Below are 26,774 nucleotides of genomic sequence, written 5' to 3' on the forward strand. Positions count from 1 at the left end.
CAGCCTAGCGGCGGTGATGCCGCGACACGCACAGGGCTAGGCTGAGGGTATGGCTCCCGACCAGAACGACGAACCCGAGGACAACATCCCCACCATGTCAGCGGTGGACATAGCGGACTGGCGCCTGCGGACGTTCGCGCTCTACGACAAGGTGCGCCAACTCGCAGCCACCAACCCCTTTGATGCCCATGTCTTTTGGCGTCAGGAGCGGGACCTGATGTTTGCCACGCATCCTGCTTCGGCACTCACCGCGGACATGAAGGCTTCATTTTCCGGGCTGCGCACCGCGGACTACGACCCCTCCTACCGCCTCTACGTTGCTTTGTCTCCGGAAGGTGCCGGCCAGGAGATGAACGTCGAGACGGGCACCGACGGCGTCGTACCCTTCACACGGATCGGCACGTTTGAGCTGCCCGGGCTCGGCTCATTGGCCGCCTGGCGGCTCAGGAGCTATGGCGGCGGGATCTTTGTACCCTTCCGCGACGCTACGGCGGGCAAGGATGGCGGAAGCTACGGAGCGGGCAGGTACCTGTTGGACACGGTCAAGGGGTCGTTCCATGGGACCCGCGGAACCGGGAACGAGCAAGAGTTCGTCCTCGACTTCAACTTCGCCTACAACCCGTCCTGCGCCTACAACGAGGCGTGGGCGTGCCCGCTTGCAGGTCCGGCCAACCGGTTGGCCGTGGAAGTGCCTGTGGGAGAGCTTTACCTGGGCTAGCCAAAGAGGCCGCCGGGGCCAACAGCGGCGAGCGCCGCAATGGCCGCGAGTATTGTCAGCGGTGCCACGATCAGACCGAACACCGCGTACCCCTTCCACTTGACCAGCACGTTCATCCGCACCAACCTGTCGTGCCACAACAGCGTGGCCAGCGACGCCCACGGCGTGATCAGGGGTCCCGCATTGACGCCTATCAGCAGGGCGGCCATCCTCTGGGGGGTTCCCGCCAGCGGTTCGGCCAACAGGTAGGCGGGCAAGTTATTCACGACATTGGACCCCAGGGCACCTGTCATGGCCAACCTCAGCAAGTCAGGGAAGCCATTCCCCGCACCTGCCACCTCACCGAGCAGCACGGAGGCTCCAAGGTACTGGGTTGCCTCGACTACCAGGAAAAGCCCGCACGTAAAGAGCAGCAGCGACCATGGAATCAACGTCAATGTGAGGACCTTGGGCCGACGGACGGCGAATACCACCGCCAGGATGACCGCAGCAACCGTGGCAGGAATCCAGATGGCGGCACCGGATACCAACGCCGGCAACAGCAACACCAAGACCACCGCGCTGACCAACAGCAGCACCCTGTCCTGGGATGCCCTGGACGAGGGCACCCCGAATGGCCGGGTGGAATCGCGCGCATACGTCTTGCGCAGTTCATGCCGAAAGACGATGGCTATGAACGCCAAGGGGACCAGAACGGCGGCCAACGAAGGTGCCCACATGAGTTGGGCGAACTGGGCGGGACTGATGCCTCCCAGATTGTGCTGCGCCAAAAGGTTGGTCAGGTTGGAAATGGGAAGCAGCAGGCTGGCTGTGTTGGCCAGCCACACAGTGGTCAGGGCGAAAGGCAGGACGGGCAGGCCTGCTTGGCGGGCCACGGTGACCACCACCGGGGTGAGGAGAACCGCCGTCGTATCCAGCGACAGGAAAACGGTACTGAGGGTGGCGAACAGCGCCACAAGCAACCACAACACCACACTGCGTCCACGCCCCCACCCACGCAGATGGCGGGCGATCCACTGAAAGGCGCCGGCTTCGCTGACCAACTCGGTCACCACTGTCATGGCAACGACGAAACCCAGGATGGGCGCCACCCGGTCCACGAGCACCGCCACTTCCTGCCATGGCAGGACACCCGTGGCAACGGTGATCCCACCTGCCACGAGAAGGACCAAGCCGATGATCGCCAGACGCATGGAACGGATTCTAAGCCCGGTCCCTGCGTACTGCCTTCACGGCACGGCAACAGGCGTCACCGTACTGTAAGCAATGAAGCCCCCGCCGCGTAGCGTCGAAGCCTAGCCTTTAACCATGAATACACTCCGGAGACTGATCCGGGCCCACAGGACCTTCGCTGCTGTGGCAGGGGTGGCGGTCCTTTCCCTGCTGGTGGTCGGGGCAGCCTTGTTCCAGCCGTGGCGGCTCTTCACCAGCAGCAGCGTGGACGAAGCCCTGCCGGCCGCACCAGTGGCCGGGAGCGTGTCAGCAGAGGTTGAGGCGACCGTGGTTGAAACGCCTGCCGCCAGTGGACCGGTGGTTCTGGGCACGGGCGCCTTCCAATCCCAGGAACATGAGACCACCGGCACGGCCCGGTTGCTGAAACTGCCGGATGGAAGTCACCTGCTCCGCCTGGAGAACCTGGCCAGCAGCGACGGTCCTGACGTCAAAGTCTGGCTGAGCAGCCAGGAAGCCGGCGGTGATTGGTTCAAGTACCGCTCGGGACGCTATGTGGACCTCGGGGCCGTCAAGGCAACCCATGGAAACCAGAACTACGTCATCCCGGCCGGGACCGACATCGCGGGCTTGGCCTCCGTGGTCCTTTGGTGCGACCGGTTCAGTGTTGCGTTCGGGTCGGCGCCACTCGCCTGAGGTGTTGCCGGCGGATGGGAGGACGTAGGATGTCATCATGACTTCGTCCCTCCCCCGTCGCATCGCCCGTGTCCGGCCCACCTCGCCCCCATCGCAAACGCAGGTGCCCGGCGAGCAATACTTCGTGGCCAACGACGCCCCGGACTTCGATTCCGACGCCGGCACCCAGTGGACCGTCATCGACTCCCCGTTCCCGGCTTCGAGGGCGAACGCCAGCAGCCCGGCCAGGGAGGGATGGGAACGTGGCACCGTGGTCGGCCAGGATGCGTTTGCTTTCCTGGCGCCGTCAGTACCGGTCAATGTTTTCGGCATGGCCCACAACACCGGCCAACCGGGCCGTGACCTTCCACCCCAGGCGTTCCATAAGGCGGCGTCCAGCGTGATCGGCCCCGGAGAGGCGATCCAGCTCAGCTCCACCGTCGGTTACGTAGACCCGGAAGCCGAACTGACGGTCGTCGTCGGCCGTCCTGCACGGGGTTTGACCCTCGAAACGGCGCGGTCGGCCATCCTGGGCTACACCATCGGCAATGACGTCTCAGCGCGTGACCTCCAACAGTCCGACGAACTGTGGATCAGCGCGAAGAGCCAAGACACGTTCACTCCTGCGGGGCCATGGATGGTCACGGAACTGGATGATGCGGACCTCTCCATCGGGATCGTCCACAATGGCAACGCGCTGGCAACTGCGAGTTCCGCCGACCTCGGTTGGAAGGTGGATGAGATCCTGGTGTACCTGTCTTCCTTCATGACACTGCAGCCCGGCGACCTGGTACTCACGGGGTTCCCTGCGGAGTGCGCCCGCATCCAGCCCGGAGACACGGTGGTGTGCCGCGTGGAGGGCATCGGCGAGCTTCACAACCCCGTTACTGGCGCTTCATGGGAGGAACAGCCCGCCTAGTGTGTCAGGCTTAAGGGCATGGAGACAGCCGCGGACGCCACTGAGCTGCGCCCGCTTCCTCCCCGGAAACCCCAACGCACACGGCATCGCGGCCCCCTCAAGTACCCGGTGGTGCGGCAGTTGCTGCGCTTCACCGGCGTCGGCGTTGTCTGCACCGCGAGTTCGCTGGCGATCTATGCGTTGCTGCGTCCCTGGATCGATCCGCAGCTCGCGAACGCTGTGGCCTTGATCCTGACGTCGCTGATGAACACGGCCTTGAACCGCCGGCTGACCTTCAAAATCACGGGCAGGAAGAAGCGCGCCCAGGACCACCTCAGCGGGGTGATCGTGATCGGTATCGCCCTGATCATCACGGGCGGAAGCCTGGGTGTGCTGCATCTTTTCCGCCCGGATGCCACGGTGGCCGAGGAGCTGTGGACCACCACTCTTTCCGGCTTCGTGGCCACGGCTGTCCGGTTCACGTTGCTGCGCCACTGGATCTTTCGGCGCGCACGGCACGTGTAGCTAGCCAGCCTGCGGGGACGCCAGGTTTCGGACACGCCCGACGGCGGTTTCCACGGCTGCGGCTGCTTGCTCAAGTTCTGCGTCGGTAACGGCTGAAGTGAAGCTGAACCGCACGGCCGTCTGGGCCGTTTCCGGGGCTATGCCCAGAGCGACCAGCACCGGCGACGGAGCATCGGACCCGGCAGCGCAGGCGGAGCCACTGGAGCACACCACACCCAGCCGCTCAAGCTCCAGCAATACTGATTCACCGCTGGTGCCGGGGAAACAGAAGGAGGCTACCGACGGCAAACGGCTCGCCCGGTGACCCGTGAGCATGGCGTTCGGCACGGTGGCCAGGACGTGCCCGATGAATCGGTCCCGCAGCCCCGATACCCGTGGAGCCTGTTCCGGCTGCTCGGCGTAGGCAAGTGTCAGGGCCGTGGACAACGCCACCGCACCAGCCACATTCTCGGTTCCTGAACGCCTGCCCCGTTCCTGTCCCCCGCCGTGGACCAAGGGCTCCAGCCTCAGGCGCCCCTTGGTGAAGAGCACCCCGGATCCCTTCGGCGCACCCAGCTTGTGCCCGGAGATGCTGAGGGCATCCACGCTCAGTGCCTTGACGTCCAAAGGCAACCACCCAGCCGCCTGCACTGCGTCCGTGTGGAAAGGAACACCCAGTTGGTGCGCTGCGGAGGCAAGATCGGTCACTGGTTGAACCGTTCCGATCTCATTGTTCGCGTACATGATGCTGACCAGCGCTGTTGCGGGCCCCAGCACCTTCCGGAGGGCTTCCACCGTGACCAGGCCTTCTCCGTCCACCGGCACAACATCCACGGCAAAGCCATGGACGCGCTCCAGGTACCGGGCCGACTCTTCCACGGCCGGATGCTCAATCGCACTGATCACCACTCGGTTCAGCGACGGATCTGCGGCTTTGCGCGCCAAGGCAATGCCCTTGACGGCGAGGTTGTCCGCCTCTGTACCACCGGAGGTGAAGGTCACCTCACCGGCCCGGCAGTTGATGGCCTTCGCGACGCCGGCACGCGCCCCTGCGAGCGCTGTCGCTGCCGCCTCACCCAAACTGTGATGGCTGGAGGGGTTGCCGAACTCCCCGCTGAGGTAAGGCCACATGGCTTCAAGGACCTCGCGGCGTACGGGCGTGGTGGCTGCAGCGTCGAGGAAGATCATGGCGTGCGCAGCTTCACTTCCGCGTCGACGTGAGTTCGATGTCGAGGCCTAGATCCAAGGCCGCGACACTGTGCGTGAGCCCGCCGATGGAAATGACATCCACGCCCGCTGCGGCAATGTCCGTGACGGTGTTGATGTTCACGTTGCCGCTGGCTTCGACGATGGCACGACCGTCGACTTGCTTGACGCCGGCCCGGAGCTCTTCGATGGAGAAGTTGTCCAGCATGATGGTGTCCACGCCCGCAGCCAACACTGGCTCGATCTGCTCGGCGCTGTCCACCTCCACCTCGAAATGCGTGGTGTGGCCCAGCTGGGCTTTTGCTGCAATCAGCAGCTCGGTCAACTTGCTGGCGTCTCCTCCGGTCATGACGGCCAGGTGGTTGTCCTTGGCCAGCACGGCGTCGGAGAGGCTGTAGCGGTGGTTGGCTCCCCCGCCGCAGCGCACGGCGTAGCGTTCCAGGACACGGAGCCCGGGCGTGGTCTTGCGGGTGTCCGTGATCCGGGCGCGCGTTCCTTCCACCAGCCTGACAAATTCTGCGGTCTTGGTGGCGATGGCACTCATGCGCTGCACGAGGTTGAGCCCCACGCGTTCAGCCAACAGCACCGAGCGGGCGCTGCCGCTGACACGGGCCAGGTGCGTTCCGGCGTCGAACGCTTGTCCGTCGGCGAGCATCAGCTCCACCTCAGTGTCCGGGTCCACAATCCTCATGGCGTCTCGGAACACGGTGCCGCCGCTGAACACTCCAGGGACACGCGCGTTGAGCACGGCGGTGGCCTGGGCGTCAGCGGGGATCAGCAACTGCGAGGTGATGTCCCCACTGGGTGCGTCCTCCGCGAATGCCCGCTCCAGGATGTCCCGGACTGGGGCTGCGGGGAGGGTCAGGTTAGTCATGGACGAGGCTCGCTTTCCGGCTCATGGTGTAACGCTTATCAAAATCGTCGACGGCGGCAGGTTGGCTCAGGCTGTCGCTGCGGTAATGCGCCCCCAAAGACTCCCGCCGTTCCCGCGCCGCATGGACGAGCAACTGGGCCGCCAGCAGAAGGTTGGAATCCTCATGCTCCCGCACGTTGAGGGAGTCAGGGACATTCTGTGGCAGAACGTTCTCCGCCCAGGCAGCCAAGCCGGTCCCGGCCTCCCGCAGCAGACTGCCAGTACGCAGGACCCCGGCCTTCGCAGTCATCAACCGCCGCAAAGCCCCCCGCGAAAAGACGCCTACCCGCGCAAACGATGCCTCACGAGCACCGGGCCCCGGCAAAGACTCAAACTCCCAAGAAACAGGAGCATTGGGCATCTCCTTTTCCCACGGCATCGGGATGAAGTCACCAGCCGGCAGTTCCAGAGGTTCCGACAGCGCCGTTGTCGCGCGAGCGCCCGAACCGGCCGCCGAGCTTGCGAGACAATCGACGGTACGAGGCGCGAGCGCAGGCGCCAAGGGACCTGTGGAACTGCTCCTCAGGAACACTTCGACAGCCCGCCTTCCGAACACCAAGCCTTCGAGAAGGGAGTTGCTGGCCAGCCGGTTGGCTCCTTGGACTCCGGTACAGGCCACCTCACCGGCAGCGAGCAACCCAGGCACAGACGTCCGTCCGTAGAGATCGGTCACCACGCCACCCATCCAGTAGTGGGCCGCGGGTGCCACGGGAACGGGTTCCCTGGTCCAGTCGACTCCGGCTTGGCGTGTGCGTTTGCTGAGGGTGGGGAAGCGCTTGGCGAGGAAACCTTTTCCTCGACTTTCCTCAATCACGGTAGCGTCCAGGAACACGTGGCCATTGGGGTCGCCGAGCTTTGTGAGATGCAGGGCGATGCTGCGGGATACGACGTCGCGGGGGGCGAGTTCGGCGTCAGGGTGGTATGCGGGCATGAAGCGGTGCCCGTTGGCGTCCAGGAGGATGGCACCTTCGCCCCGCACCGCTTCGGAGATCAGCAGGGGGTCGTTGTTGCCTTCTGCTTCCCGCGCCTCAGCCGGGAGCACCATGCACGTTGGGTGGAATTGGAAGAATTCAAGGTCTGCCACGGCCGCGCCGACACGCCATGCCAGCGCCAGGCCATCCGCTGTTGCCACTGCGGGGTTGGTGGTTTGGGCGAACAGCTGCCCGGCTCCCCCTGTGGCGAGGAGCACGGCGTCACCGTGGACCCCAAGGTGGCGGCCGTCGTGGAGGAAATTCGCTCCCACGACACGACCACCCTGTTCTCCACCCAGCGAGAGCGATGTCACTTGGGCGTGGCCGATGACTTGGATCCTGCCTTCGGCCTGGAAGTCCAGGACGGTCCTGATGAGCGCGGCCGCCACGCCGGCGCCGGTGGCGTCCCCGCCTGCGTGCAGGATACGCGGAGCTGAGTGGGCGGCTTCAAGACCCAACGCGGGATCGCCGGCGTCGTCCAGGTCAAACCGGACACCAAACCGTCCCAATCCGGCGATATCCAGCCGCGCTTCGGTGCACAACACCCGCACGGCTTCTTCGTTGCAGTGTCCCGCTCCGGCTTTGAGAGTGTCCGCAATGTGCGCAGCCACCGTGTCACCAGGGGCTGGCTCGTCCAACACAGCGGAGATCCCGCCCTGGGCGTAGTACGTGTTGCTGTCCGCGAGCGCGCCTTTGGTCAGCAGCACGACGTCCGCTCCCGCTTCGGCGGCGAGCAGTGCCGAGTACAGTCCCGCAATACCGCTTCCGACGACGACCAGCCGCTGGGGCTGAAGGCGGCCGGTTTGGCTTCCCGTTGTCATGTGACGCTCTCTTCGACTGGTCCGGTGGAGTATGCCCGGTGGAGTGTGCCTGGTGGTTAGGCGGGTTTGGCCGCCAGCATGCGCTCCAGCGCAATCTTGGCGTTGTCCTGTACGGATTCGTCCACGGTGATGCGGTTGACGACCCGTCCTTCCACGAGCTCCTCCAGGACCCAGGCAAGGTAGCCGGGGTGGATGCGGTACATGGTGGAGCACGGGCAGATGACGGGGTCCAGGCAGAAGATGGTGTGTTGCGGGTATTCCGCAGCCAGGCGGTTCACCATGTTGATCTCTGTACCGATGGCGAACGTGGTGGGTTCGGTGGCGGCCGCGATTGCCTTCTTGATGAAGTCCGTGGAACCGGCGGAGTCCGCTGCGTCCACTACCTCCATGGGGCATTCGGGGTGGACGATCACGTTGACGCCCGGGAAGTCCTGGCGGGCTTTCTCGATCTGGCCCACGTTGAAGCGCTTGTGGACCGAGCAGAAACCGTGCCAAAGGATTACCCGGGAGTCGAGCAACACATGTTCGTCATTGCCGCCCAGTTCCTTGCGCGGATTCCACATGGGCATCTGCTCCAGCGGGACGCCCAGTGCCTTGGCGGTGTTGCGGCCCAGGTGCTGATCCGGGAAGAACAGGACCCGCTGCCCGCGTTCGAAAGCCCATTCCAAGACCACTTTGGCGTTGGACGAGGTGCAGACGATGCCTCCGTTGCGGCCACAGAATGCTTTGAGAGCGGCGGAGGAGTTCATGTAGGTCACCGGAATGATGGGGACGCGTCCGTGCTCGTCCATCTCGGTACCGAAAATTTCCTCCAGTTGCTCCCAGCATTCTTCCACGGAGTCTTCGTCCGCCATATCCGCCATGGAGCAGCCCGCTGCAAGGTTTGGCAGGATGACGGCCTGCTCTGCGGTGGAGAGGATATCCGCCGTTTCTGCCATGAAGTGCACGCCGCAGAAGATGATTGCTTCTGCGTCGGGCTTGGTCAGTGCCGCGTTGGCAAGCTGGAAGGAGTCGCCCACGAAGTCTGCGTACTGGATGACTTCGTCACGCTGGTAGAAGTGGCCCAAGATGACGGCGCGGTCCCCGAGCGTTGCTTTGGCGGCCTTGATGCGGGCGTCAAGTTCGGCGTCGCTGGCTTTTTTGTACTCTTCCGGCAGCTGGCCTTGACGCGGCGTTGCGGGGGGCGCGACGTCGCTGCTCGAGGCACCGGGGCCATAAGCGGGCTCGCCGGCGAGGGCTTCGGCAAGGTCGTATTCCCATGGGCCCCTGGCCAAGGCCGGGCTGCACGTGGACCCTGCGAGGGAGAGGCCTTTCTCGGCTTCTTCGCGAGTGATCAGCTGGACGGCAGTGTTGACGCTGCTCATGGTGTACTCCTGTTATCTGGCCCGAGGCCGGGCGTGCCGGTGAAGCGGTAGAGGCGTGGTGGGCGGTGTTTTCCGCCTTGGAGGTATTCACCGGTTTCTTCGATTTCCGGTGTGGCCTTGACGTGTCGGCGGAAGTTCGCGGGATCGAGCTGGCGGTCCAACACGGCTTCGTAGACTTCGCGGACCTGGGCGAGGGTGAAGAACTCCCCCAGCAGGTGGTAGGCGATGGACCCGTAGGCCATCTTGTTGCGCAGCCGCCACAGTGCGTAGTCCACGATTGCGTTGTGGTCGAAAGCGAGTTCGCCCAGCCTGTCCGCGCGGAACCATCGCACATTCTCGGATTCGTCTGCGAGGGCCGCCTCGGTGGGTTGCACCAGGGCCCAGTAAACGATCGAGACCACGCGCTGGGTGGGTGAGCGGTGGAGGCCGCCGAAGGCGTAGAGCTGTTCAAGGTAGTGCGGCGTGAGTCCCGTGGTCTCGCGGAGGTTTCGCGAGGCCGCGTCCTGCAGCGATTCGTCATGGGCCAAAGGGCCACCTGGGAGCGCCCACAGGTCCTTGTACGGCTCCCGGATCCTGCGGACCAGCGGCAGCCAGAGCGTGGGGCGGCCGGACTTTTCGCTGGGACGGAGGGCGAAAATCACTGTGGAAATAGCCAACGACGGCGGTGCGAGCCGCCGCTCGGCGACATTTGCCGAGTTGGTGTTCACGGCGTTCACCTCGCTTCGTCGCCGTCCGGTCCAGGTACCGGGTGAAATAGTTAAAGTCAGACTGACTAGAACTAATGGTACGACTCTGCGGACGCTTGGCAAAATGCCTTACGTCACACTGACTTCGCTGCCGCTTCCATCAGGGGCAAGGTGCGGCCCTGAATGTGGCTGTTGAGGACAATCACAGAAGAACAACGGACCACCGACTTGGTGGCGATCATGGCATCCAGCACACGCTGCATGTCCGGGTTGGATCGTGCCGCGATCCGCACCATGAGGTCGGAGTTTCCCGTGACCGTGTGGACCTCGATGATCTCGGGAATGGCACTCAAGCTTTCGATGATGGCGTCGTGTCCGATTTCCTGGGTGATGGTGACAGAACAGAACGCCACTACCGGGAAGCCGAAGTTGGCAGGATCGGGCTGCGGGACCCAGGAACCGATGACCCCGTTTTCGATCATCCGGTCGATTCGGGATTGCACAGTGGCCCGGGCCACCCTCAGAACGCGGGAAGCCTCCAACACTGAGGATCGCGGCGAATCAGTGAAGAAACGTACAATTTTTGCATCAAGCGCATCGACCAGCATCAAAGTTCCTGTCCCCGGGGATCCGTACCCATCACATCGCTAAAGCAAAAAGTGATGTATCTTACAAACTGCGAGAATTATTCCACGGCTCTTGCTGCGTCGTCGACGCCCGCTTGCCCAGCCCATGAGGCCGGCACGCCAAACCAGCATGTAATCCATAGAAGGTAGACACGTATGACAACGAAGTCCATCGCGGCTCCTGCACCAACGTCCGGCCTAGGCCACTCACTGAAACCGCGCCAGCTGACCATGATGGGGCTCGGCAGCGCGATCGGCGCCGGCCTCTTCCTCGGCTCGGGCGCGGGAGTGCAGGCCGCCGGTCCGGCAGTCCTGATTTCGTACCTCATCGCCGGGACACTGATCATCCTGGTCATGTGGGCCTTGGGCGAAATGGCTGCTGCCAACCCCAACAGCGGCGCATTCTCCGTGTACGCCGAGAAGGCCATGGGCAAGACCGCTGGCGGAACCATCGGCTGGCTCTGGTGGTTGCAACTGGTGGTGGTCATCGCGGCCGAGGCCCTGGGAGCGGCAGGCCTCCTGTTCTCCATTTGGCCGGTCATTCCTGTATGGGTCCTGGCGCTCGTCTTCATGGTGGCCTTCACCGCCATCAACCTGGTGGGCGTCCGCAACTTCGGTGAGTTTGAATTCTGGTTCGCCATCCTTAAGGTGGCAGCAATCGTCATCTTCCTGCTCATCGGCGCAGCGCTGCTCTTCGGCTGGCTGCCGAATGTCCCGTCGCCCGGATTCTCCGCTTTCGGCGACTTCGCTCCCAACGGCATCGGCGGCATGGCTGCCGCCCTGTTCGTGGTGATCTTCGCATTCGGCGGCACTGAGATCGTCAGCGTGGCAGCGGCCGAAACCGAGAACCCCTCGCACAGCGTGGGCAAGGCCATCCGCACGGTTGTCTGGCGAATCCTGGTCTTCTACATCGGCTCGGTCTTCGTTATCGCAGCCGTGCTTCCGGTCGGCTCCGAAGGACTGAAGTCCCCGTTCGCCGGAGTCCTGGACATCGCAGGAATCCCCGGCGCCGCAACAGCCATCACACTGGTGGCCGTAGTGGCATTGCTCTCGGCATTGAACGCCAACCTCTATGGCGCGTCCCGGATGATCTTCTCCCTGTCCGAGCGCGGCGAGGCTCCCCGCCTCCTGTCCAAGCTGAGCGGCGCCAAGGTGCCGGTCGCCGCCGTCGGAATCTCCGTCGCATTCGGCTTCATCGCCACCGTGCTGGAACTGCTGTTCCCGGAGAAGATCCTGCCCGCCCTCCTGAACTTGGTGGGCTCCACCTGCTTGGTGGTCTGGGGCACCGCCTTGGTGTCGCAGTTCATCCTGCGCCGCAGGGCGGACCGCGAGGGAACCGAGCTTCCCCTGCGCATGAAGGGTTTCCCCTACCTCACCATCGTGGGTTTGGTCCTGCTGGGCACCATCTTCGTGGTGGGCTTCGCCAACCCGGAGAGCGCCGGGCAGCTGATCGGAACATTCCTGCTCATCCTCGTCATCGCCGCTGGCTGCTTCCTCAATGCCAGGGCGAAGGCTGGAAAGCAGACCCTGGACGTCAAGTAACCACCTGCTTAGCTCAACACAGAAGCCCTGCACAGTTTGTACTGTGCAGGGCTTCTTCTGTTAGCCAAGTTGTACAAAGTGTTTCCTTCAAACTACGCTTATTGCGCATGCCTGGAATGGGTGACTAGGGTCACAGCCATGACTACCGAACCAGTGCTGGCCGCCGTCGATGACGACGCGGCCCCGCTCACACACCATCAACTCCGTGAGCTGTACACGCTGATGGCAGCCGTCCGCCACCTGGACACAGCGGCCGTCGCCTGGCAGCGCCAAGGCATCATTCCCGGCTATGCTCCAGAGCTTGGCCAGGAGGCAGCCCAGGTAGGCAGCGGGTACGCCGTCGACCGGAGCCGCGACTTCGTTTTCCCCACGTACCGGGAGATGGGCGTAGCCCGGGCCATGGGGCTGGACATGGTGGGCTACATGTCCACCCACAAGGCGACCTGGCATGGCGGCATGTACAACCCGTTGGAGTCGCGCTTCGCGCCCATCCAGGCCGTTGTGGCGGGTTCAGTCCTGCACGCCGTTGGCTGGGCCCACGGACAGACGCTCTCCGGCAAGGCTTCCGGCCACCACGGTGTAGCCATCACGTACTTCGGCGACGGTGCTTCCTCACAGGGCGATGTCCATGAAGCCATGAACTTCGCCGCCGTCATGAAGGCACCGGTGGTCTTCTTCATTCAAAACAACGGCTGGGCCATCTCCGTTCCCACCGATCGCCAAGTGGCCGGCGGTTCCGTGGCGGCCCGAGCTGCCGGATACGGCATCCCGTCCCTCCAAGTGGATGGCAACGATGTGGTGGCTGTACACGAAGCCACCCGCTCAGCGTTCGCCCATTGCCGCGCCGGCAACGGTCCCGTGGTCATCGAAGCAATGACCTACCGCCGGGGCCCGCATTCCACCGCTGACGATCCCGGCCGCTACCGCACGCTGGAGGAGGAAAGGTTGGACGCCGGCCAGGATCCCCTGGAACGGTTCAAGCAGCGGTTGCTCGCCGAAGGGATCGCGGACGAAGCCTTCTTCGCCGAAGCACAGCGGAAGGCCGAAGAGGAAGAGGAAGCCATCCGTACAGGCATCGAGGAACTGGGCCCCCGCCCCGGCGCCGAAATGTTCAGCCTGGTCTTCCAGGAACCAACGCCCGCCCTTCAATCACAGGCCACCGCGTGGCGCGAGGAGTCCGAACATGTCTGAGACCATCACCGATCCGCGCAGCGCTGACAGCAACGCAGGCGCGGCGGCCGTACAGCAGATGTCCATGCAACAGGCCCTCAATCGGGCACTCGACGAGATCCTGGCTGACAACCCCAAGGCCGTCATCTTCGGTGAGGACTGCGGCCGCTTGGGCGGCGTCTTCCGGATCACCGACGGCCTCCAAGCCAAACACGGCGAGGACCGCGTGTTCGACACCCCGCTGGCCGAATCCGGCATCCTGGGCATGTCCGTGGGCCTGGCCATGGCCGGCTTCCACCCCATCCCCGAGGTCCAGTTCGATGGCTTCGCCTATCCGGCCATCAACCAGATCGTCTGCCAGATCGCCCGGATGAACTACCGCAGCCGCGGCACGTTGCCCATGCCCATCACCCTGCGCGTGCCCAGCTTCGGCGGTATCCGTGCACCCGAGCACCACGGCGAAAGCCTCGAGGCGTTGTTCGCACACGTACCGGGCCTCAAGGTGGTCTCCCCTTCGAACCCGCACGACGCCTACCATCTGCTCAAGTACGCGGCCACACGGCCGGACCCGGTCATCTTCATGGAACCGAAGTCCCGCTACTGGCAGAAGGGCCCGGTGGATGTCACCTCCGCGGCCGCTATCCCTGTCACAGCAGCGCACGACGACGGCACGGCCCACGGCGGCAGCCTCACCGGCGCCCGTGTGGCCAGGGAAGGCCGCCACCTCACACTGGTGGCATGGGGTGCCATGGTGGCCCGATGCCTCCAGGTGGCCGAGCTCGCGGCCGAGGACGGCATCGACATCGAAGTCCTTGACCTGCGCTGGCTCAAGCCCATTGATGCCGATGCTTTGGCGAGGTCCGTCGGGAAGACGCGACGCGCCGTCGTCGTTCATGAAGCGCCGCTGACCTCCGGCCTTGGCGCCGAAGTGGCCCAGCTCATCACGCAAAGCTGTTTCGCAACACTGAAGGCACCGGTGGAACGCGTGACCGGGTTCGACGTCCCCTACCCCTCCGGCGACCTGGAGGACGAATACATCCCCAACATCGACCGCATCCTCTTTGGGATCCAACGCGTACTGGAGTACCGCCGTGGCTGAAATTTCCTTCCCGCTTCCCGACCTCGGTGAAGGCCTCATCGAGGCCACAGTGCTGGACTGGTTGGTGGAGGCCGGCCAGCAGGTGGAACGCAACCAACCGATCGTGGAGCTCGAAACCAGCAAGTCGGCCCTCGAATTGCCCAGCCCCCAGGCGGGTAAAGTGGTGCGTATTCACGGGGCGCCCGGTGACACCATCAACGTTGGCGAACCGCTGATCGTGTTCGAGGTTCCGGACGATACCGCCGGGATCGTGGGCACTGTTCCCAAGGACGAAGCACCCAAGCGCCGGGTCCGCCTGAGCGCCGTACTCGATGAGGACTGACATGATGACCGGCAGGCACACCGTGGAACAGAACAGGCACACCGTGGAGGGTACCGACCCTGGACTGTTTGTTGAAGTCCATGAGCCAGCCACCGATGCCGGACTCCGCCCTGTCCTGTTGATTCATGGTTTCTCGTCCTCCAGCAAACTGAACTGGCAGGACAGCGGTTGGGTTACCACCCTGCAGGATGCCGGGCGCCTGGTGATCACCGTGGACCTGCCGGGGCATGGCCGGAGCCACTCCCCCGAAGACCTGGATTCCTACACGCCCAGCCGCATCCGCGCGGATCTCCTTCAGATTGTCACCGACGCCGGGGCGCGGCCCCTCCGCGACGGCGACCCTTCCACGGGACTTGACGTCATCGGCTACTCGTTGGGCTCGCGGCTGGCGTGGGAGTTCGGCGCCACCCAGCCCGATCTCGTCCACCGGATGGTCCTGGGCGGCCCAAGCTCAGCAGATCCGCTGGCAGCGTTCGACCTTGTGGCTGCGCAACGGCATCTGGCAGACGGCACGCCCATCGAGGATGCCTCTACGTCAGGGCTGTTGAAAATGGCGCAGATGCTGCCCAGCAACAACCTGTTCGCCATGTTGTCGCTGATCGAGGCCATCAAGGGAGAGCCTTTCGATCCTGCAGAGGCGGCCCCGCACATGCCCCTCTTGCTGGTTGCCGGCGAGAAAGACGAAAGGGCTGCGACCATGCCGGAGCTTGCGTCCATCGCGGGCAAGCATGGCGGCATGGTGGAGACCCTTGTTGTACCGGGCCGCACTCATACCAACGTCATCACAAGCCGGGCGTTCAAGGAAGCGGCCGTCGAGTTCCTCGGCGTGTAGTCCCTGTTCCCGGTCCGGGAAGTTTGTCCCGCAGTGGCTGGCCCCTCATCAGCGGGCCAGCCGCTCGGCGTTAAGGGACATTCTTTCCAAGACACTCAGGGCCATGGCGTACTCATCGATGCCGATGCCCATGGACAAGTCGTGGCGGGCATCGTCCACCAGGCGCTGGGCTTCATGGTACTTCTCCCGGCCTCGGTCACTCAGGGCGAGGCGGTCGTCGATCATGGTGATCATGCCGCGGCCCACCAAGGCGGCCAGTTCCCGCTCACGCAACCGTACATCCCCACCCCACAGCGGCTGCAGGGCTGTCTCCAGCTGGTCCGGAAGCAAGGCGCCCTCCGACAAGGTGCCCAAGGTCTGCCATTGGCGCCGCGTGAGCTTGATCCTGGCCAAGGTACTGTCCAGTTGCACCTCCAACGCGGCGTCGAGCCTCTTGATCCAATATCCGATGGGCTTGTTCACAAGGCCATGCTTTCAGTGGAGGCGTTACCGGGCAAGGTGTGGACGGTAGGCTTGGAAGTGCAAGGAAAAACGTGGAAGTGGAGCAGATGGGCATGCGTTTCAAGGACCGCGCGGAAGCCGGTCGACGCTTGGCGGAAGGACTCCCCCAGTTGCGGGAGCGCCCGGACACCATCATCCTCGGCCTCGCCCGTGGCGGTGTACCGGTGGCAGCGGCTGCAGCCTCCGAGCTGTACCTGCCGTTCGGCGCCGTCCTGGTCCGTAAGCTGGGCATCCCGGGCAGGGACGAAACCGCTTTTGGGGCTTTGGCTTGGTCCCAGGGCGAGGTCCTCCGCATCGTCAACAAGCCGTTGAAGGAACTCATTCTCGCCCACGGAATTCTGCAATCAGCACTGGATGCCGTGGAAGCCCACGAGCGGTCCGAGCTGCTTCGCCGCGCAAAACAGTACCCGGGAACCGGCCATGACCTGCGGGGTAAAACCGTAGTGCTGGCAGATGACGGACTCGCTACCGGCGCCACCATGCGTGCCGCCGTCGAAGCGGTCCGGGCGGGAGGAGCCAGCACCGTGGTGGCGGCAGTCCCAGTGGCATCGTTGGAGGCATCGACGTCCCTGGCAAGGGTGTGCGACCACGTATTTTCCCTCCACACGCCGGGAAAGTTCCACGCTGTTGGCGCGTTTTACGAGCGATTCGAGCAACTCTCCGATGCCGACGTCGTAGGCCAATTGGAAGCTGCAGCGTCAGCGGCCGTCAGTAGCCGCATTTCCCGGGTCACAGGCTCTTAACGAATACCGGGCGCGGCCCCTATGGACCGCACCCGGTATACGACTTCCGCGAGGTGGACTAGTGGTGGACGCTGTAGCCCAGCGGCCGGCCCCTGGTCTCCTTGGCAAGGATGACGCCCACTGCGGAGATGATGCACAGACCCATGATGTAGAGGCCCACCGAACCGGACCATTTGGTGGAATCCAGGAGTGCCTGTGCGATCAGTGGCGCGAAGGCTCCACCGAGGATCGCACCCAGGGCGTAGCCGATGGAGATTCCGGAATACCGGACCTGGGCGGGGAACATCTCGGCGTACATAGCGGACATCGGTCCATAGGAAAGACCCAGCCCAATGGTCAGCACGAACAGTGCGGTTCCGTAGAGCAGGATGTCCTTGGAATCGATCAGGATGAACATGGGAATCATCCAGGCGAAGACCAGGCCATAGCCGATCAGGAACGTCTTGACGCGGCCGATCTTGTCCGACAACCAGCCACCCACCATGGTGAAGATGAGCCAGCCGAAGGACGCAATGGTGGTGGCCAACAGGACCTGCGGAGTGGGCATTTTCAATGTTCGTGTGGCGTAGGAGATGAAGAAGGCAATCAGCAGGTAGCCGGCGGCGTTGTTGGCGATGAAGATCAGCGCAGCGAGGACAACTTCCTTCTTGTTCTTGCGGAAGAGATCACCGAGCGGTGCCTTGCTCTCGGCTTTGCGCTGGGCGATTTCCTTGAACACCGGGCTCTCACCAACAGCGCGACGGATCAGGTATCCCACCACAATGAGGACCACGGACAGCAGGAACGGAACGCGCCAACCCCAAGCGGCAAAGTCTTCCTTTGACATGCCCGACTGCAGGAGGAACAGCAGCCCAGTGGCCAGGATCATGCCGATGGGAACACCGATCTGCGGGTAGGCCCCGAAGAGCCCGCGCTTCTTGATCGGTGCATGCTCCACAGCCATGAGCGCGGCACCGCCCCATTCACCGCCGGCAGAGAAGCCCTGGACCACACGAAGGGTGATCAGCAGGACGGGTGCCCACAGGCCGATGGTGGCATAGGTGGGCAGGAGGCCGATCAACGCGGTGGCAGCCCCCATCATGACGAGCGTCATGACCAGGACGGCCTTCCTGCCCATCCTGTCGCCGAGGTGGCCGGCTACGAACGCGCCCAGCGGGCGGAACAGGAAACTGATGCCGATGGTGGCGAACGACAGGAGTTGCGCCACTCCCGGGTTCGACTTCTCAAGTGGCGAGAGGAACAACGGCGCCAACAGCGTGGCCGTGAGCTGGGCAAAGATGAAGAAGTCGTACCACTCGATGGTGGTGCCCACCAGTGTCCCGGCCAGTACCCGGCGCTCTTCGCGCTTGCTGCTGGGTCCTGACGGGGAGTCGACAGTGGAAGTTGCGGTCATTGGAACTCCATGGGGTGAGAGTGACTGGTCGGCGAGCGAGATGCATTAACCGACAGAACGGTCAGTTAGGAAAGAATACTACAGCTTGTGACCCAAAGCACAGCCCCTGCGATCATCGGCCAACATAGGATGGTTCGCATGAAAGCCAGCAGCGACGTCAACGGTCCGCAGGAAGCGGGAACGCAAGCTCCGCCGTCGCAAACCCTTTCGCGGGGAATCCGGGCATTGGAGATCCTCGCCGCGGCCGAGCGCCCCCTCAGCATCGCCGAACTCACCGAGGCACTCGGCGTGCACCGCTCCGTTGCCTATCGCATCCTGCGCACTTTGGAAGATCACTCCCTGCTGGTTCGCGACGACTCCGGCCGCGTCCAGCCCGGCCCCGGCCTTTCAGTCCTCGCCAGCGGCGTCTCGCGCAACCTGCAAACCGCGGCGCTGCCGGAACTCACCCAGCTGGCCAACACGCTGCACATGACGGCCTTCGTTGCGGTATGGGATCACCAGGAATGCGTCACGCTGGTCACCGTGGAGCCCCGGCACTCCGGCGCCGCACTCGCCCAACACCCTGGAAGCCGGCACCCCGTGAGCACCGGAGCTCCCGGAATCGCCATCCAATCAACCATGACGGAGGAGCGCTGGCAGCAAGTGGGTGCCGGCAACCCCTACCGCCCCGAAGCCCACGAGGCCCGGCGCCTCGGCTACGCCACCAGCCACGACGAAGTCATAGCCGGGTTATCCTCCATCGCCTCCCCCATCAGGGTTCCGGGCGGGCGGCCGGCCGCGATCGCCGTCGTCTATATCCGTCTGGACCAGGACGCCGACGCCGTTGGCAAGGCACTGGCCGCCAGTGCTGCACGCATCGAAAGCCAGCTGGCCTAAGCCTTTCCGTCCAGGTCAAGTGATGTGCCCCACAGCACAAGACTCCGGAGCATGGGCACCGAATACTCGAAGAAGGACCGGACACGCCGTCCGGTCCTTCTTTCGAGCACGAGAAGGAATCCATGAGCCTGAATCTTCTTGACACCTCCAACTGGCTGCCCCTTGACGGCTTGGCCCCTGGCTTCGACGCCAATAAGGCCCCAACCGTGCAGGACCTTGCGGGACAACAATTTTCAGTCCGCGGTGACGGCGGACCCATGACGTTCAGCTTCGACGACGAAGAAGTGCAATGGGCTGCAGCCGGCCACGCAGGAACAGCCGCCTACGAGGCCTTCGTTGTAGCCGAGGAACTGTATTACTGCCAATGGCAGAGTGTCCTGGAACCGGAACTCGCCGTATCCCTGGTCCTTGATCTTGCGCAGGGCCGGGCGCTCTACATCGGCGCCGCGCTCGGCAGGGCCACCGCCTCCAGTGTCGCCGTGCACCACGACTTCCGCCCCGGAACACTGGATGGTTACCCCGCAACGGGCGAGGCCATCTCGGAAAGCACAGCACTCATCGGCCGGCGCGTCGAATGGGTGTACAGCAACTCACACGCTTACGAACACGTCTACCTCAGCCCCACCTGGTACACCTGGCAGTGCCTCGCCGGTCCGGAGCGCGGATTGGCAGACACCGACTCCAACACCGTTTTCCAGGTCCGCCCCGGAATCTTCGTCTTCACCTGGCGGGAGAAAGTCATCCCGTGCGGTTCGGTCACAGTGGCCGACCACCGTGATCCCCGCGCTATCCGCTCCCACGGCAGCCTCTTCGGCTGGAACGAGGAAGGCACGGAACCCGTACATTTCACGTTCGGCGCACACGGCCGCTTGATCAGCATCACCCATCACACGCCGGAACTGAATCCAGCCACCGCCACCTGACCTGAAGGTGGGACGGAGAAAACCCCGGCACGTGGAACGTGCCGGGGTTTTCTCTCTGGGTACGGTTTCAGTCGTCCGACCCGTGGCCAATCCGGGCGTAAAGAGCCGGCTGCGAGCGCCGCAGACGCAGGCCCCACACCACACCCACCACTCCGGGCAACAGGACCAGCATCGGTAAGACGAACGTAGCGGCGGTGGACTCTGTCTGGCCCAGCAAGACGTTGAAGTTGGCCACTATAAGAACAAACACGATGGCAAGGAGCACAAATCCCAGGGCTGGGGCGATCACCCTGACCCACAAACCCGCTCCGTGCTGCTGACGGCGGAAGAAGCCGATCACGGCCAAGGACACCACGGTCATCAGCAGCACCAAGCCCATGGCACCGCTGTTGGTCAGCCAGGTGAACATGGTCAGCACAGGGTAAAGTTCGCCAAGTTCGGAACCGGATCCCGCGATGGCAAAAGCCAGGGTCACGACGACGGCAATCACCGTCTGCGCCAGTGAACCGGCAAACGGGGCCCCGCTGTCCGTCCGGACCTTGGCGAGCGCCGACGGCAGGACGCGTTCGCGTCCGAGGGAGAAGAAGTAGCGCGCCACGGCGTTGTGAAAACTCACAAGTGCGGCGAAGAGACTGGTGACGAAGAGGATTTGGGCGATGTCGCTCAACAGCACGCCTCCGTTGGCGCCAAGGAAAGCGAAGATCATGTCCGGACCATTGGCGGTGGCCGTCTCGATGACAGCGGACGGGCCAGCCCCCATGGTCATGGCCCAGGCCGATACCGCGTAGAAGACGGCGATGATACCCACTGCTGCGAACGTAGCCCGCGCTACAGTGCGCTTGGGGTCCTTGGACTCCTCACCGTAGATGGCGGCGGATTCAAAGCCCATGAACGCGGCAATGCCGAAGGACAGGACTGCTCCGATCCCGGGAACAAACAGGCTCTCGGGGCTGAAGGTCACAGCGCTGATTCCCTCAGGAGCCACGGCGAGGCTGATGACGTCGTACACAATGACCACCAGGAATTCGAGGGCCACCAGGACCCCGAGCACTTTGGCGGACAGATCCACCCTGTTCACGCCCAGCCACCCCACGATGGCGATGCAGACGAGTACCGGGATCCACCAGGGAACGCTGACGCCCAGGCGGGCCGACAGGAGCGATGAAACCGTGAAGCCGAAGAGTCCATAAATGCCCACTTGCATCAGGTTGTAGGCCATCAGGGCAATCAGCGACGCTCCGACCCCGGCGGGCCTTGAGATGCCTTGGGCGATGTAGGCGTAGAAGGCACCGGCGTTGGTGACGTAGCGGCTCATCGCGGCATATCCCACGGCGAACAGCGCCAGGATTCCGCCCAGGATGAGGAAGGACAACGGAACCCCCGTCACGCCGGTGACCGCGAAGGTAGTGGTCACTCCGCCTGCGAGGACGGTGAGCGGCGCCGAGGCCGCAATAATCATGAAGGTCACTGCCGGTACGCCAAGCCGCCTCTTGGTGCCGACCGCTCCGGCGGTCCTGCCCTTGACGGGGTTATCCACGCTCATAGTGTGCTCCTGCCTCGGTGCCGCGGGAGATTGCACGGCACGGTGTCTGTCATTCCGCAATCTTCCACCGCAGGGAGCGCGCGTGACTTGTCTCACACGGCAAGGTGTTTGTCGCTGCACGCAAGCACGGCGGCATGCGGGCTCCGGTGTAGAATCGTGGGCAAGCTCACGTCCGCGCACCCGGCATTCAGGCCCCAGTGGCAGCGGCACCGCGGGCCATTGAAAGGGAAGTTGATGACCGTCGCGGCTGATACGGGCCCCGCAACCGTGGAAACCATCGTGGCGGAGTCGTTCCAGGAGTGGAGCAGGGCAATCTCTGCCTCCTTCGTACCCCTGCTGGCCCAGGGGCCGCGCAATTCGACTTTTCACGGCACCATGCGTGCTCGCGTCCTGGGGCAGATCTCCGTTGTGGAAATCACCGCCGGACCCCACACTGTCCTGCGTACGCCTGAACTGATTGCCAAGTCCAGTGGTCGCTACTTCAAGCTCAGCATCCAGCTCACCGGGTCCGGTCGTCTTGTTCAGGACGAACGTGAAGCCGTGTTGCGCCCTGGCGATCTTTCCATCTACGACACCTCCCGCCCGTATCAGCTAACGTTCGACGACGACTTCCGCACTCTGGTGCTGATGTTCCCGCACGTTTTGCTGGACTTGCCGGCTGAAGCCATGGGTCACGTGACTGCCTTGAGGATTCCGGGAGATGAAGGCCTGGGCGAACTCATCAGCCCCTTCCTGGTGAAGCTGGCCGACAACCTTGAAGCCCTCTCCGGTGCCAATGAGCTCCGGCTGGTCCACAACGCCCTGGACCTGGTGACAACGCTCTTCAACGGTGAGCTCGACCAACTGATCGAGACCGGCCGGGATCCCCACCTCCTGTTGCTGGGGCGCATCCACGACTACATCGAGGCCAACCTCGGCGATCCCGACCTCTCCCCCGGAAGCATTGCAGCGGCGCACTACATCTCTACCCGGCACCTGCACGATCTCTTCCAGGAAATCGGCACCACCGTGGCCTCCTCCATCCGCCAGCGCCGGCTTGAACGCTGCCGGCGGGACCTCAGGGATCCCGTGCTGGCCGATCGCCCCGTCACGGCCATCGCCGCACGCTGGGGATTCACCGACGCCGCGCACTTCAGCCGGATCTTCAGGGCCGCCTTCGGGAACTCCCCCACCGGCTACCGCAACGGCGACTGACGGCCCTTGCACCGAAAGCCCGGCAGACGCCGTCGAGCAGTTGCTGGGCGGCCGTAACCTGGCGGCCGCTGCTATGCGGCCGCCGTCGGGGCCGTCCCCTGGTCCGTCAGGGCCGCCATCTCCTCCAGCATGGTCCGCAGCAGGCGGTCCTCCAACCCTGCGCAAGCGGGATCACCCGCACGGTTGATCAATTCCCCCGGATCGGAGAGGTGATCGTACAGTTCGGCAATCCCGGTGCCGAAGTACCGGGTCAACCGGCCCTCGGGCGTGATGACCGTCCGCATGCGGACCGGCCCCGGAAGTCCGTCCAAACCAAACGGTTGCTCTTCCTCCACCAACAGCGCGTCCCGATGATGCTCCGCCTTCCCCTGCAGCAACGGCACCAGCGAGCGGCCCTGAATTCCCCGGTAGCCTTGGGAGCCAGTGAGCTCCAGGAGTGTCGGGGCAAGGTCCGCGCTGGAAACCAAAGCCTCGGTGCGGCGCGGCGGGCTGCCGGGAAGATGCACCACCAAGGGCACATTGGTCACTGCCCTGTAGTGGACAAAGTGCTTGAGCATCAGGCCGTGGTCGCCGAACAGGTCTCCATGATCGCTGGTGAACACCACAATGGTGTCCTCGGCCAACCCCTGGCGGTCCAACTCGTCCAGGATCCGGCCGATGTGCTCGTCCATCATGGTGATCAGGCCATATTGCGCGGCAGCGGCATTCCTGTACTGGTCCTCGGTGGCCGCCCACGTCATGGTCGGGTCCATGTTGGGCTCCCCACGGCGCTCAATCATGTCCTTCACGTGCGCCGGCGACCCTGAGTGATCCTGGTCAAAGCCGAGCGGGAGCGGCAAGTCCTCTGGATCATAGAGGTCCGAATAGCCCGCCGGCGGAGAGAACGGATGGTGGGGATCGGGGAAGGACACGAACATGAAGAAGGGCTGGTCCTGGCCCGCGGCATCCTTGAGGTGCTCGATTGCCTTCTCGCTCACATAGCTCGTGGGGTGTACCTCCGCCGGAATGGCCGTCTGGTATACCTGGTCCCACCCGCCGTACGTGCTGGATGAATTTGCAGGACCACCCAGCATTTCCGGGTCGACGCCCCGTTCGCGTGCCCAGTGCACGTAGTGGCCGCCGGGCCGGTCCCCGTGGCCGATCACCAGGTCCACATGCTGGTAGCCGTAGTAGTCCGAGGGCAGCGCAATAAACCGATCATCGTGTGCATCACGGTTCTCCCATTGGTCCCACCCCGGAGGGAAAGCCGGGCGACGGGCGTCGGTTGCTCCCGCGTCCAGCAACATGGGGTCGGTGGCCCGGATCTCCTCGGCCTGGTGCGGCTCAAACTCCCAGCCCATGTTCTGGTGGTGCAGCTTTCCCACACCCACAGTCCGATAGCCGTCCGCGCCCAGGGACCCTGGAACGGTCTGCGTGAGCGGATCCAAGGTGATGCCGTTGCACCGCGTCCCGTGCGCGGACGGCCATCTTCCGGTCATCAGGCTGGCACGGTTTGGCATACACGTGGGGTTGGCCACTGTCGCGTTCTCAAAAACGATGCTCTTGGCCGCGAGCGCATCCAAGCGCGGCGTTTTGACCGTGCCATTGCCACCGAAACCCAAGTGGTCGGCCCGGAGCTGATCGGCGATGATGAACAGCACGTTGGGTCGGCGGTTATCGGTCCTGCGGCGCTGCCCCGTCATGCGGGCCTCTTGATGAGCGAGAGCACATCCGTCCGCTGCCGCGCGAATTCCGGCAGCGAGCGCGTGGTGATCTGGTCGCGCGGCGCGGGCAGGTCCACGTCCACCACCTTCAGGACGCGCGCTGGCCGGGACCCCAGCACCACTACCCGGTCCGCGAGGTAGACAGCCTCGTCGATGTCGTGGGTCACCACCAGGATGGTCATGTTGAAGTCCCTCCGGATCGTCAAGCACAGATCCTCCAGGTCAAAGCGGGTCTGCGCGTCCACTGAGGCGAAAGGCTCGTCCATGATCAGGATTTCGGGCCGGTAGGCCAGTGCCCGGGCAATCGCGACACGCTGCTGCATGCCTCCTGACAGCTGCCAAGGATACTGGTTGTCTGCGTGGGAGAGACCGACGGCGGCCAGCGCACTGTCGCAGCGCTCCTTCAGTTCCGCTGCGGGCAGCTTGAGGTGCCGCAGGGGAAGGACCAGGTTCTTCCGGACGGTGAGCCATGGCATCAGTGAGCGGTTGTAGTCCTGGAAGACCAGTGCCATTTCCGGAGGCGGGCCGCTGATGGTCCGCCCGTCAATGGACGCCCGTCCGCTGGTGGCCGGTTGGAGCCCAGCCAGGCATTTCAGGAGCGTCGTCTTGCCAACGCCCGAAGGACCCACGATGCAGACAACCTCGCCGGCATCCACGGTGAAGGTCAGGTCTTCGATCACAGTGCGGGCTTTTCCGCCGCTGCCGTACGTCTTTGCGAGATGCGCCACGTCCAGCCGTGGCGTGGTTTCGCTGACGCGGGTTTCTGGTTGCTGTGCCATGGTGGACTTTCTGTTGCGGGTGGAAAGAGTCGGGGATTGACGGCTGCTCATGCTGCACGCGCCAGGCGACGGGATCCGATGTACCAGGACAGGACCTTGCGCCGGAGCAGGCCGAACAGGATGTTGACCAGGAATCCGATGACGCCCAGGAGCAGGATCCCTGCCCACATGTCAGCGGTCATGAAACTCTGTTGGGCCAGCAAGGTCATGGCCCCGATACCCTGCGAACTGCCCAGCATTTCGCTGGCGATCATCACGATAAAGGCCACCTGCAGGCTCACCTGGAGCCCGGAGAAGATCTGTGGAGCCGCCGCGGGAAGGAGGACATTCAGCACTCGCTCCTTCCGTGTCAGGCGGTAGACCCTGGCGACGTCCAAGAGGTCGTTGCTAACGCTGCGGATGCCGTCCACTGTGGCGATCATGGTGGGAAACAACGCCGCGAGCGCGATGCTTGTGACACGCATTTGGGTACCGAAGCCGATGAGGGAAATAAAGATCGGTACCAGTGCCACCGGCGGAATACCCCGAAGGAAGTGGATCAAAGGGTCGATCATCCACCGGACCGGCGGAACCAGGGCCGTAATGAAGCCCAGTGCAATGCCCGCCACGGCTGCGATGGCGAAACCGATAAGAAGGTTTCCCAAGCTGAGCAGGACATCGGACTGGAAGTGGTCAAAGAGCCACAACTCCTGGAAACGGACAAGGATGGTTTCCAACGGGGGAAAGAAGGGATCGGTGGAGTTCGCGGAGAGGAACCACCACGCCACCAGCAGCAGTACGGGGGCGCCTGCGCCGATCACCCAGTTACGCATTGTGAGGTTTCGCATCAGGGCACCACTTCCCGGTAGGTCTCATGCCAGTGCAGGACACGGCGCTCGGCCAGCCTGGTGGCACCTTGGAACAACAGACCCAGGACACCGAGGACAATCACCAGTCCATACAGAGTGGCGTAGTCACCTGCTGCTTGGGCTTGGTAGATGTTTTGGCCCAGGCCTGGACCGCCGCCGAGCAGTCCCGCCACCACGGTGACCACCAACGCGGCGGGCGCTGCCACTCGCATCGCTGTTCCGATGTAGGGCATGGCACTGGGCAGCACCACCCGAGCCAGGATTTCTCCCTCACCCATGCCGTAGGATCGGGCGGTGTCGCGTGCCACGGGGTCGGTGCCCTGCACGCCGTCAACGGTTTGCATAACGATGGGGAGCAAGCACCCGAACACCACCAGGAACAGCGACATCTCGACGGTGGGTCCCAGGACCAGCACTGCAAGGGGCAGGATGACGATCGGCGGGACTGGCTTGAGGAACTCCAGCACTGCCAAGGTGGCGTACCGGACGGCTTCGAAGCTGCCGACAAGCAACCCGATTGCTACTCCCGCCACTGCGGCCACTGCCAATGCGAGCAATGCGATGCCGATGGTGGCACCGAGGGAGGACCAGAAGGTGCCAGTCCCCAGAATGGTCGCGAGGGTGGTGAAGACCGTGGTGGCCGGAGGAAGAGCGTTTCCTGCCACCTTGGCGTCCGCGAGGACCTGCCAGATAACCAGGGCTGCCGCGACGCCAAGGACACTGAAGGCGAAGGGGCGGATGGATGCTTTCATGA

General features: G+C 63.9%; 27 protein-coding genes. 13 read left to right on the top strand and 14 right to left on the bottom strand.

What is annotated here, in order from left to right:
* The first annotated feature begins 49 nt into the window (after positions 1-49).
* Positions 50-718 (top strand): DUF1684 domain-containing protein, encoded by a 669-nt coding sequence (locus tag FQP90_RS09745; RefSeq protein ID WP_144649665.1) that lies wholly within the window; start codon positions 50-52, stop codon positions 716-718.
* Here the strand turns inward: FQP90_RS09745 and FQP90_RS09750 are convergent.
* The gene (locus FQP90_RS09750; RefSeq protein WP_144649667.1) at positions 715-1,911 is read right to left on the bottom strand and encodes an SLC13 family permease; all 1,197 of its coding nucleotides are present in this window, start codon (positions 1,909-1,911) and stop codon (positions 715-717) included. The two genes, FQP90_RS09745 and FQP90_RS09750, sit on opposite strands and share 4 nt — an antisense overlap.
* Before the next feature lie 115 nt (positions 1,912-2,026).
* Between FQP90_RS09750 and FQP90_RS09755 the strand changes: the two genes are divergently transcribed.
* Genes FQP90_RS09755 through FQP90_RS09765 form a run of 3 tightly spaced genes read left to right on the top strand, consistent with a single transcriptional unit; the run spans position 2,027 to position 3,986 of the window.
* The gene (locus tag FQP90_RS09755; protein WP_144649669.1) at positions 2,027-2,584 is read left to right on the top strand and encodes a DM13 domain-containing protein; all 558 of its coding nucleotides are present in this window, start codon (positions 2,027-2,029) and stop codon (positions 2,582-2,584) included.
* Between the two features lie 37 nt (positions 2,585-2,621).
* Positions 2,622-3,482: a fumarylacetoacetate hydrolase family protein gene (locus tag FQP90_RS09760; RefSeq protein WP_144649671.1), complete on the top strand. Its 861-nt coding sequence runs from the start codon at positions 2,622-2,624 to the stop codon at positions 3,480-3,482.
* Between the two features lie 18 nt (positions 3,483-3,500).
* Positions 3,501-3,986, top strand: coding sequence for a GtrA family protein (locus FQP90_RS09765; protein ID WP_144649673.1), 486 nt, complete (start codon positions 3,501-3,503; stop codon positions 3,984-3,986).
* On the opposite strand, the gene FQP90_RS09770 is transcribed toward FQP90_RS09765, so the two are convergent.
* The 6 genes from FQP90_RS09770 to FQP90_RS09795 form a co-directional block, all read right to left on the bottom strand.
* Entirely contained in the window at positions 3,987-5,153 is a 1,167-nt protein-coding gene (locus FQP90_RS09770) for a cysteine desulfurase family protein (RefSeq protein WP_144649675.1), read from the bottom strand.
* Positions 5,154-5,166: 13 nt separating this feature from the next.
* Complete coding sequence (gene nadC, locus FQP90_RS09775) at positions 5,167-6,045, bottom strand: carboxylating nicotinate-nucleotide diphosphorylase (protein WP_144649677.1); 879 nt, start codon at positions 6,043-6,045, stop codon at positions 5,167-5,169.
* Positions 6,038-7,876, bottom strand: a complete 1,839-nt coding sequence (locus tag FQP90_RS09780; RefSeq protein WP_144649679.1) for an L-aspartate oxidase — start codon at positions 7,874-7,876, stop codon at positions 6,038-6,040. Before FQP90_RS09780 ends, nadC begins: the two co-directional genes overlap by 8 nt.
* A gap of 56 nt (positions 7,877-7,932) precedes the next feature.
* The gene (nadA, locus tag FQP90_RS09785) at positions 7,933-9,240 is read right to left on the bottom strand and encodes a quinolinate synthase NadA (RefSeq protein WP_144649681.1); all 1,308 of its coding nucleotides are present in this window, start codon (positions 9,238-9,240) and stop codon (positions 7,933-7,935) included.
* Positions 9,237-9,956: an NUDIX hydrolase gene (locus tag FQP90_RS09790; protein WP_144649683.1), complete on the bottom strand. Its 720-nt coding sequence runs from the start codon at positions 9,954-9,956 to the stop codon at positions 9,237-9,239. The genes nadA and FQP90_RS09790 overlap by 4 nt, the downstream gene beginning before the upstream one ends.
* A gap of 104 nt (positions 9,957-10,060) precedes the next feature.
* Complete coding sequence (locus FQP90_RS09795; protein ID WP_141282652.1) at positions 10,061-10,534, bottom strand: Lrp/AsnC family transcriptional regulator; 474 nt, start codon at positions 10,532-10,534, stop codon at positions 10,061-10,063.
* A gap of 174 nt (positions 10,535-10,708) precedes the next feature.
* Between FQP90_RS09795 and FQP90_RS09800 the strand changes: the two genes are divergently transcribed.
* The 5 genes from FQP90_RS09800 to FQP90_RS09820 all read left to right on the top strand — a co-directional run bounded on the left by FQP90_RS09800 (position 10,709) and on the right by FQP90_RS09820 (position 15,517).
* The gene (locus FQP90_RS09800; RefSeq protein ID WP_144649685.1) at positions 10,709-12,094 is read left to right on the top strand and encodes an amino acid permease; all 1,386 of its coding nucleotides are present in this window, start codon (positions 10,709-10,711) and stop codon (positions 12,092-12,094) included.
* A gap of 138 nt (positions 12,095-12,232) precedes the next feature.
* Positions 12,233-13,285, top strand: a complete 1,053-nt coding sequence (locus FQP90_RS09805; protein WP_144649687.1) for a thiamine pyrophosphate-dependent enzyme — start codon at positions 12,233-12,235, stop codon at positions 13,283-13,285.
* Complete coding sequence (locus FQP90_RS09810; protein WP_144649689.1) at positions 13,278-14,363, top strand: alpha-ketoacid dehydrogenase subunit beta; 1,086 nt, start codon at positions 13,278-13,280, stop codon at positions 14,361-14,363. The genes FQP90_RS09805 and FQP90_RS09810 overlap by 8 nt, the downstream gene beginning before the upstream one ends.
* Positions 14,356-14,685: a biotin/lipoyl-containing protein gene (locus FQP90_RS09815; RefSeq protein WP_144649691.1), complete on the top strand. Its 330-nt coding sequence runs from the start codon at positions 14,356-14,358 to the stop codon at positions 14,683-14,685. Before FQP90_RS09810 ends, FQP90_RS09815 begins: the two co-directional genes overlap by 8 nt.
* A gap of 1 nt (position 14,686) precedes the next feature.
* Entirely contained in the window at positions 14,687-15,517 is an 831-nt protein-coding gene (locus FQP90_RS09820; protein WP_144649693.1) for an alpha/beta fold hydrolase, read from the top strand.
* Between the two features lie 48 nt (positions 15,518-15,565).
* Here the strand turns inward: FQP90_RS09820 and FQP90_RS09825 are convergent, their stop codons facing one another.
* Positions 15,566-15,979 (bottom strand): MarR family transcriptional regulator, encoded by a 414-nt coding sequence (locus tag FQP90_RS09825; protein ID WP_144649695.1) that lies wholly within the window; start codon positions 15,977-15,979, stop codon positions 15,566-15,568.
* Between the two features lie 71 nt (positions 15,980-16,050).
* Between FQP90_RS09825 and FQP90_RS09830 the strand changes: the two genes are divergently transcribed.
* Complete coding sequence (locus FQP90_RS09830) at positions 16,051-16,761, top strand: phosphoribosyltransferase (RefSeq protein WP_144649697.1); 711 nt, start codon at positions 16,051-16,053, stop codon at positions 16,759-16,761.
* A 58-nt stretch (positions 16,762-16,819) separates the two neighbouring features.
* On the opposite strand, the gene FQP90_RS09835 is transcribed toward FQP90_RS09830, so the two are convergent.
* Positions 16,820-18,154: an MFS transporter gene (locus FQP90_RS09835; protein ID WP_144649699.1), complete on the bottom strand. Its 1,335-nt coding sequence runs from the start codon at positions 18,152-18,154 to the stop codon at positions 16,820-16,822.
* 129 nt (positions 18,155-18,283) lie between these two features.
* Here FQP90_RS09835 and FQP90_RS09840 point away from each other — a divergent pair, with 129 nt between their 5' ends.
* Both FQP90_RS09840 and FQP90_RS09845 read left to right on the top strand, forming a co-directional pair.
* Positions 18,284-19,030, top strand: a complete 747-nt coding sequence (locus FQP90_RS09840; protein WP_144650034.1) for an IclR family transcriptional regulator — start codon at positions 18,284-18,286, stop codon at positions 19,028-19,030.
* Between the two features lie 122 nt (positions 19,031-19,152).
* Positions 19,153-19,953 carry a MoaF C-terminal domain-containing protein gene (locus tag FQP90_RS09845; RefSeq protein WP_144649701.1) on the top strand — a complete coding sequence of 267 codons (801 nt, stop codon included), beginning with the start codon at positions 19,153-19,155 and terminating at the stop codon, positions 19,951-19,953.
* Positions 19,954-20,020: 67 nt separating this feature from the next.
* Here FQP90_RS09845 and FQP90_RS09850 read toward each other — a convergent pair whose 3' ends face one another.
* The gene (locus FQP90_RS09850; RefSeq protein ID WP_144649703.1) at positions 20,021-21,496 is read right to left on the bottom strand and encodes an APC family permease; all 1,476 of its coding nucleotides are present in this window, start codon (positions 21,494-21,496) and stop codon (positions 20,021-20,023) included.
* A 234-nt stretch (positions 21,497-21,730) separates the two neighbouring features.
* Between FQP90_RS09850 and FQP90_RS09855 the strand changes: the two genes are divergently transcribed.
* Positions 21,731-22,690, top strand: coding sequence for a helix-turn-helix domain-containing protein (locus FQP90_RS09855; RefSeq protein ID WP_144649705.1), 960 nt, complete (start codon positions 21,731-21,733; stop codon positions 22,688-22,690).
* A gap of 71 nt (positions 22,691-22,761) precedes the next feature.
* On the opposite strand, the gene FQP90_RS09860 is transcribed toward FQP90_RS09855, so the two are convergent.
* From FQP90_RS09860 to FQP90_RS09875, 4 genes are read right to left on the bottom strand one after another with little or no spacing between them, the layout of a single operon-like run.
* A complete protein-coding gene (locus tag FQP90_RS09860; RefSeq protein WP_144649707.1) occupies positions 22,762-24,372 on the bottom strand; it encodes a sulfatase family protein in 1,611 nt (536 codons plus the stop codon).
* Positions 24,369-25,223 (bottom strand): ABC transporter ATP-binding protein, encoded by an 855-nt coding sequence (locus FQP90_RS09865; RefSeq protein WP_144649709.1) that lies wholly within the window; start codon positions 25,221-25,223, stop codon positions 24,369-24,371. Before FQP90_RS09865 ends, FQP90_RS09860 begins: the two co-directional genes overlap by 4 nt.
* Positions 25,220-25,999 (bottom strand): ABC transporter permease, encoded by a 780-nt coding sequence (locus FQP90_RS09870; protein ID WP_144649711.1) that lies wholly within the window; start codon positions 25,997-25,999, stop codon positions 25,220-25,222. Before FQP90_RS09870 ends, FQP90_RS09865 begins: the two co-directional genes overlap by 4 nt.
* A complete protein-coding gene (locus tag FQP90_RS09875; protein ID WP_144649713.1) occupies positions 25,999-26,772 on the bottom strand; it encodes an ABC transporter permease in 774 nt (257 codons plus the stop codon). The genes FQP90_RS09870 and FQP90_RS09875 overlap by 1 nt, the downstream gene beginning before the upstream one ends.
* Positions 26,773-26,774 lie beyond the last annotated feature (2 nt).

This window comes from Paenarthrobacter nitroguajacolicus (assembly GCF_007786235.1).
Classification (GTDB): domain Bacteria; phylum Actinomycetota; class Actinomycetes; order Actinomycetales; family Micrococcaceae; genus Arthrobacter; species Arthrobacter nitroguajacolicus_A.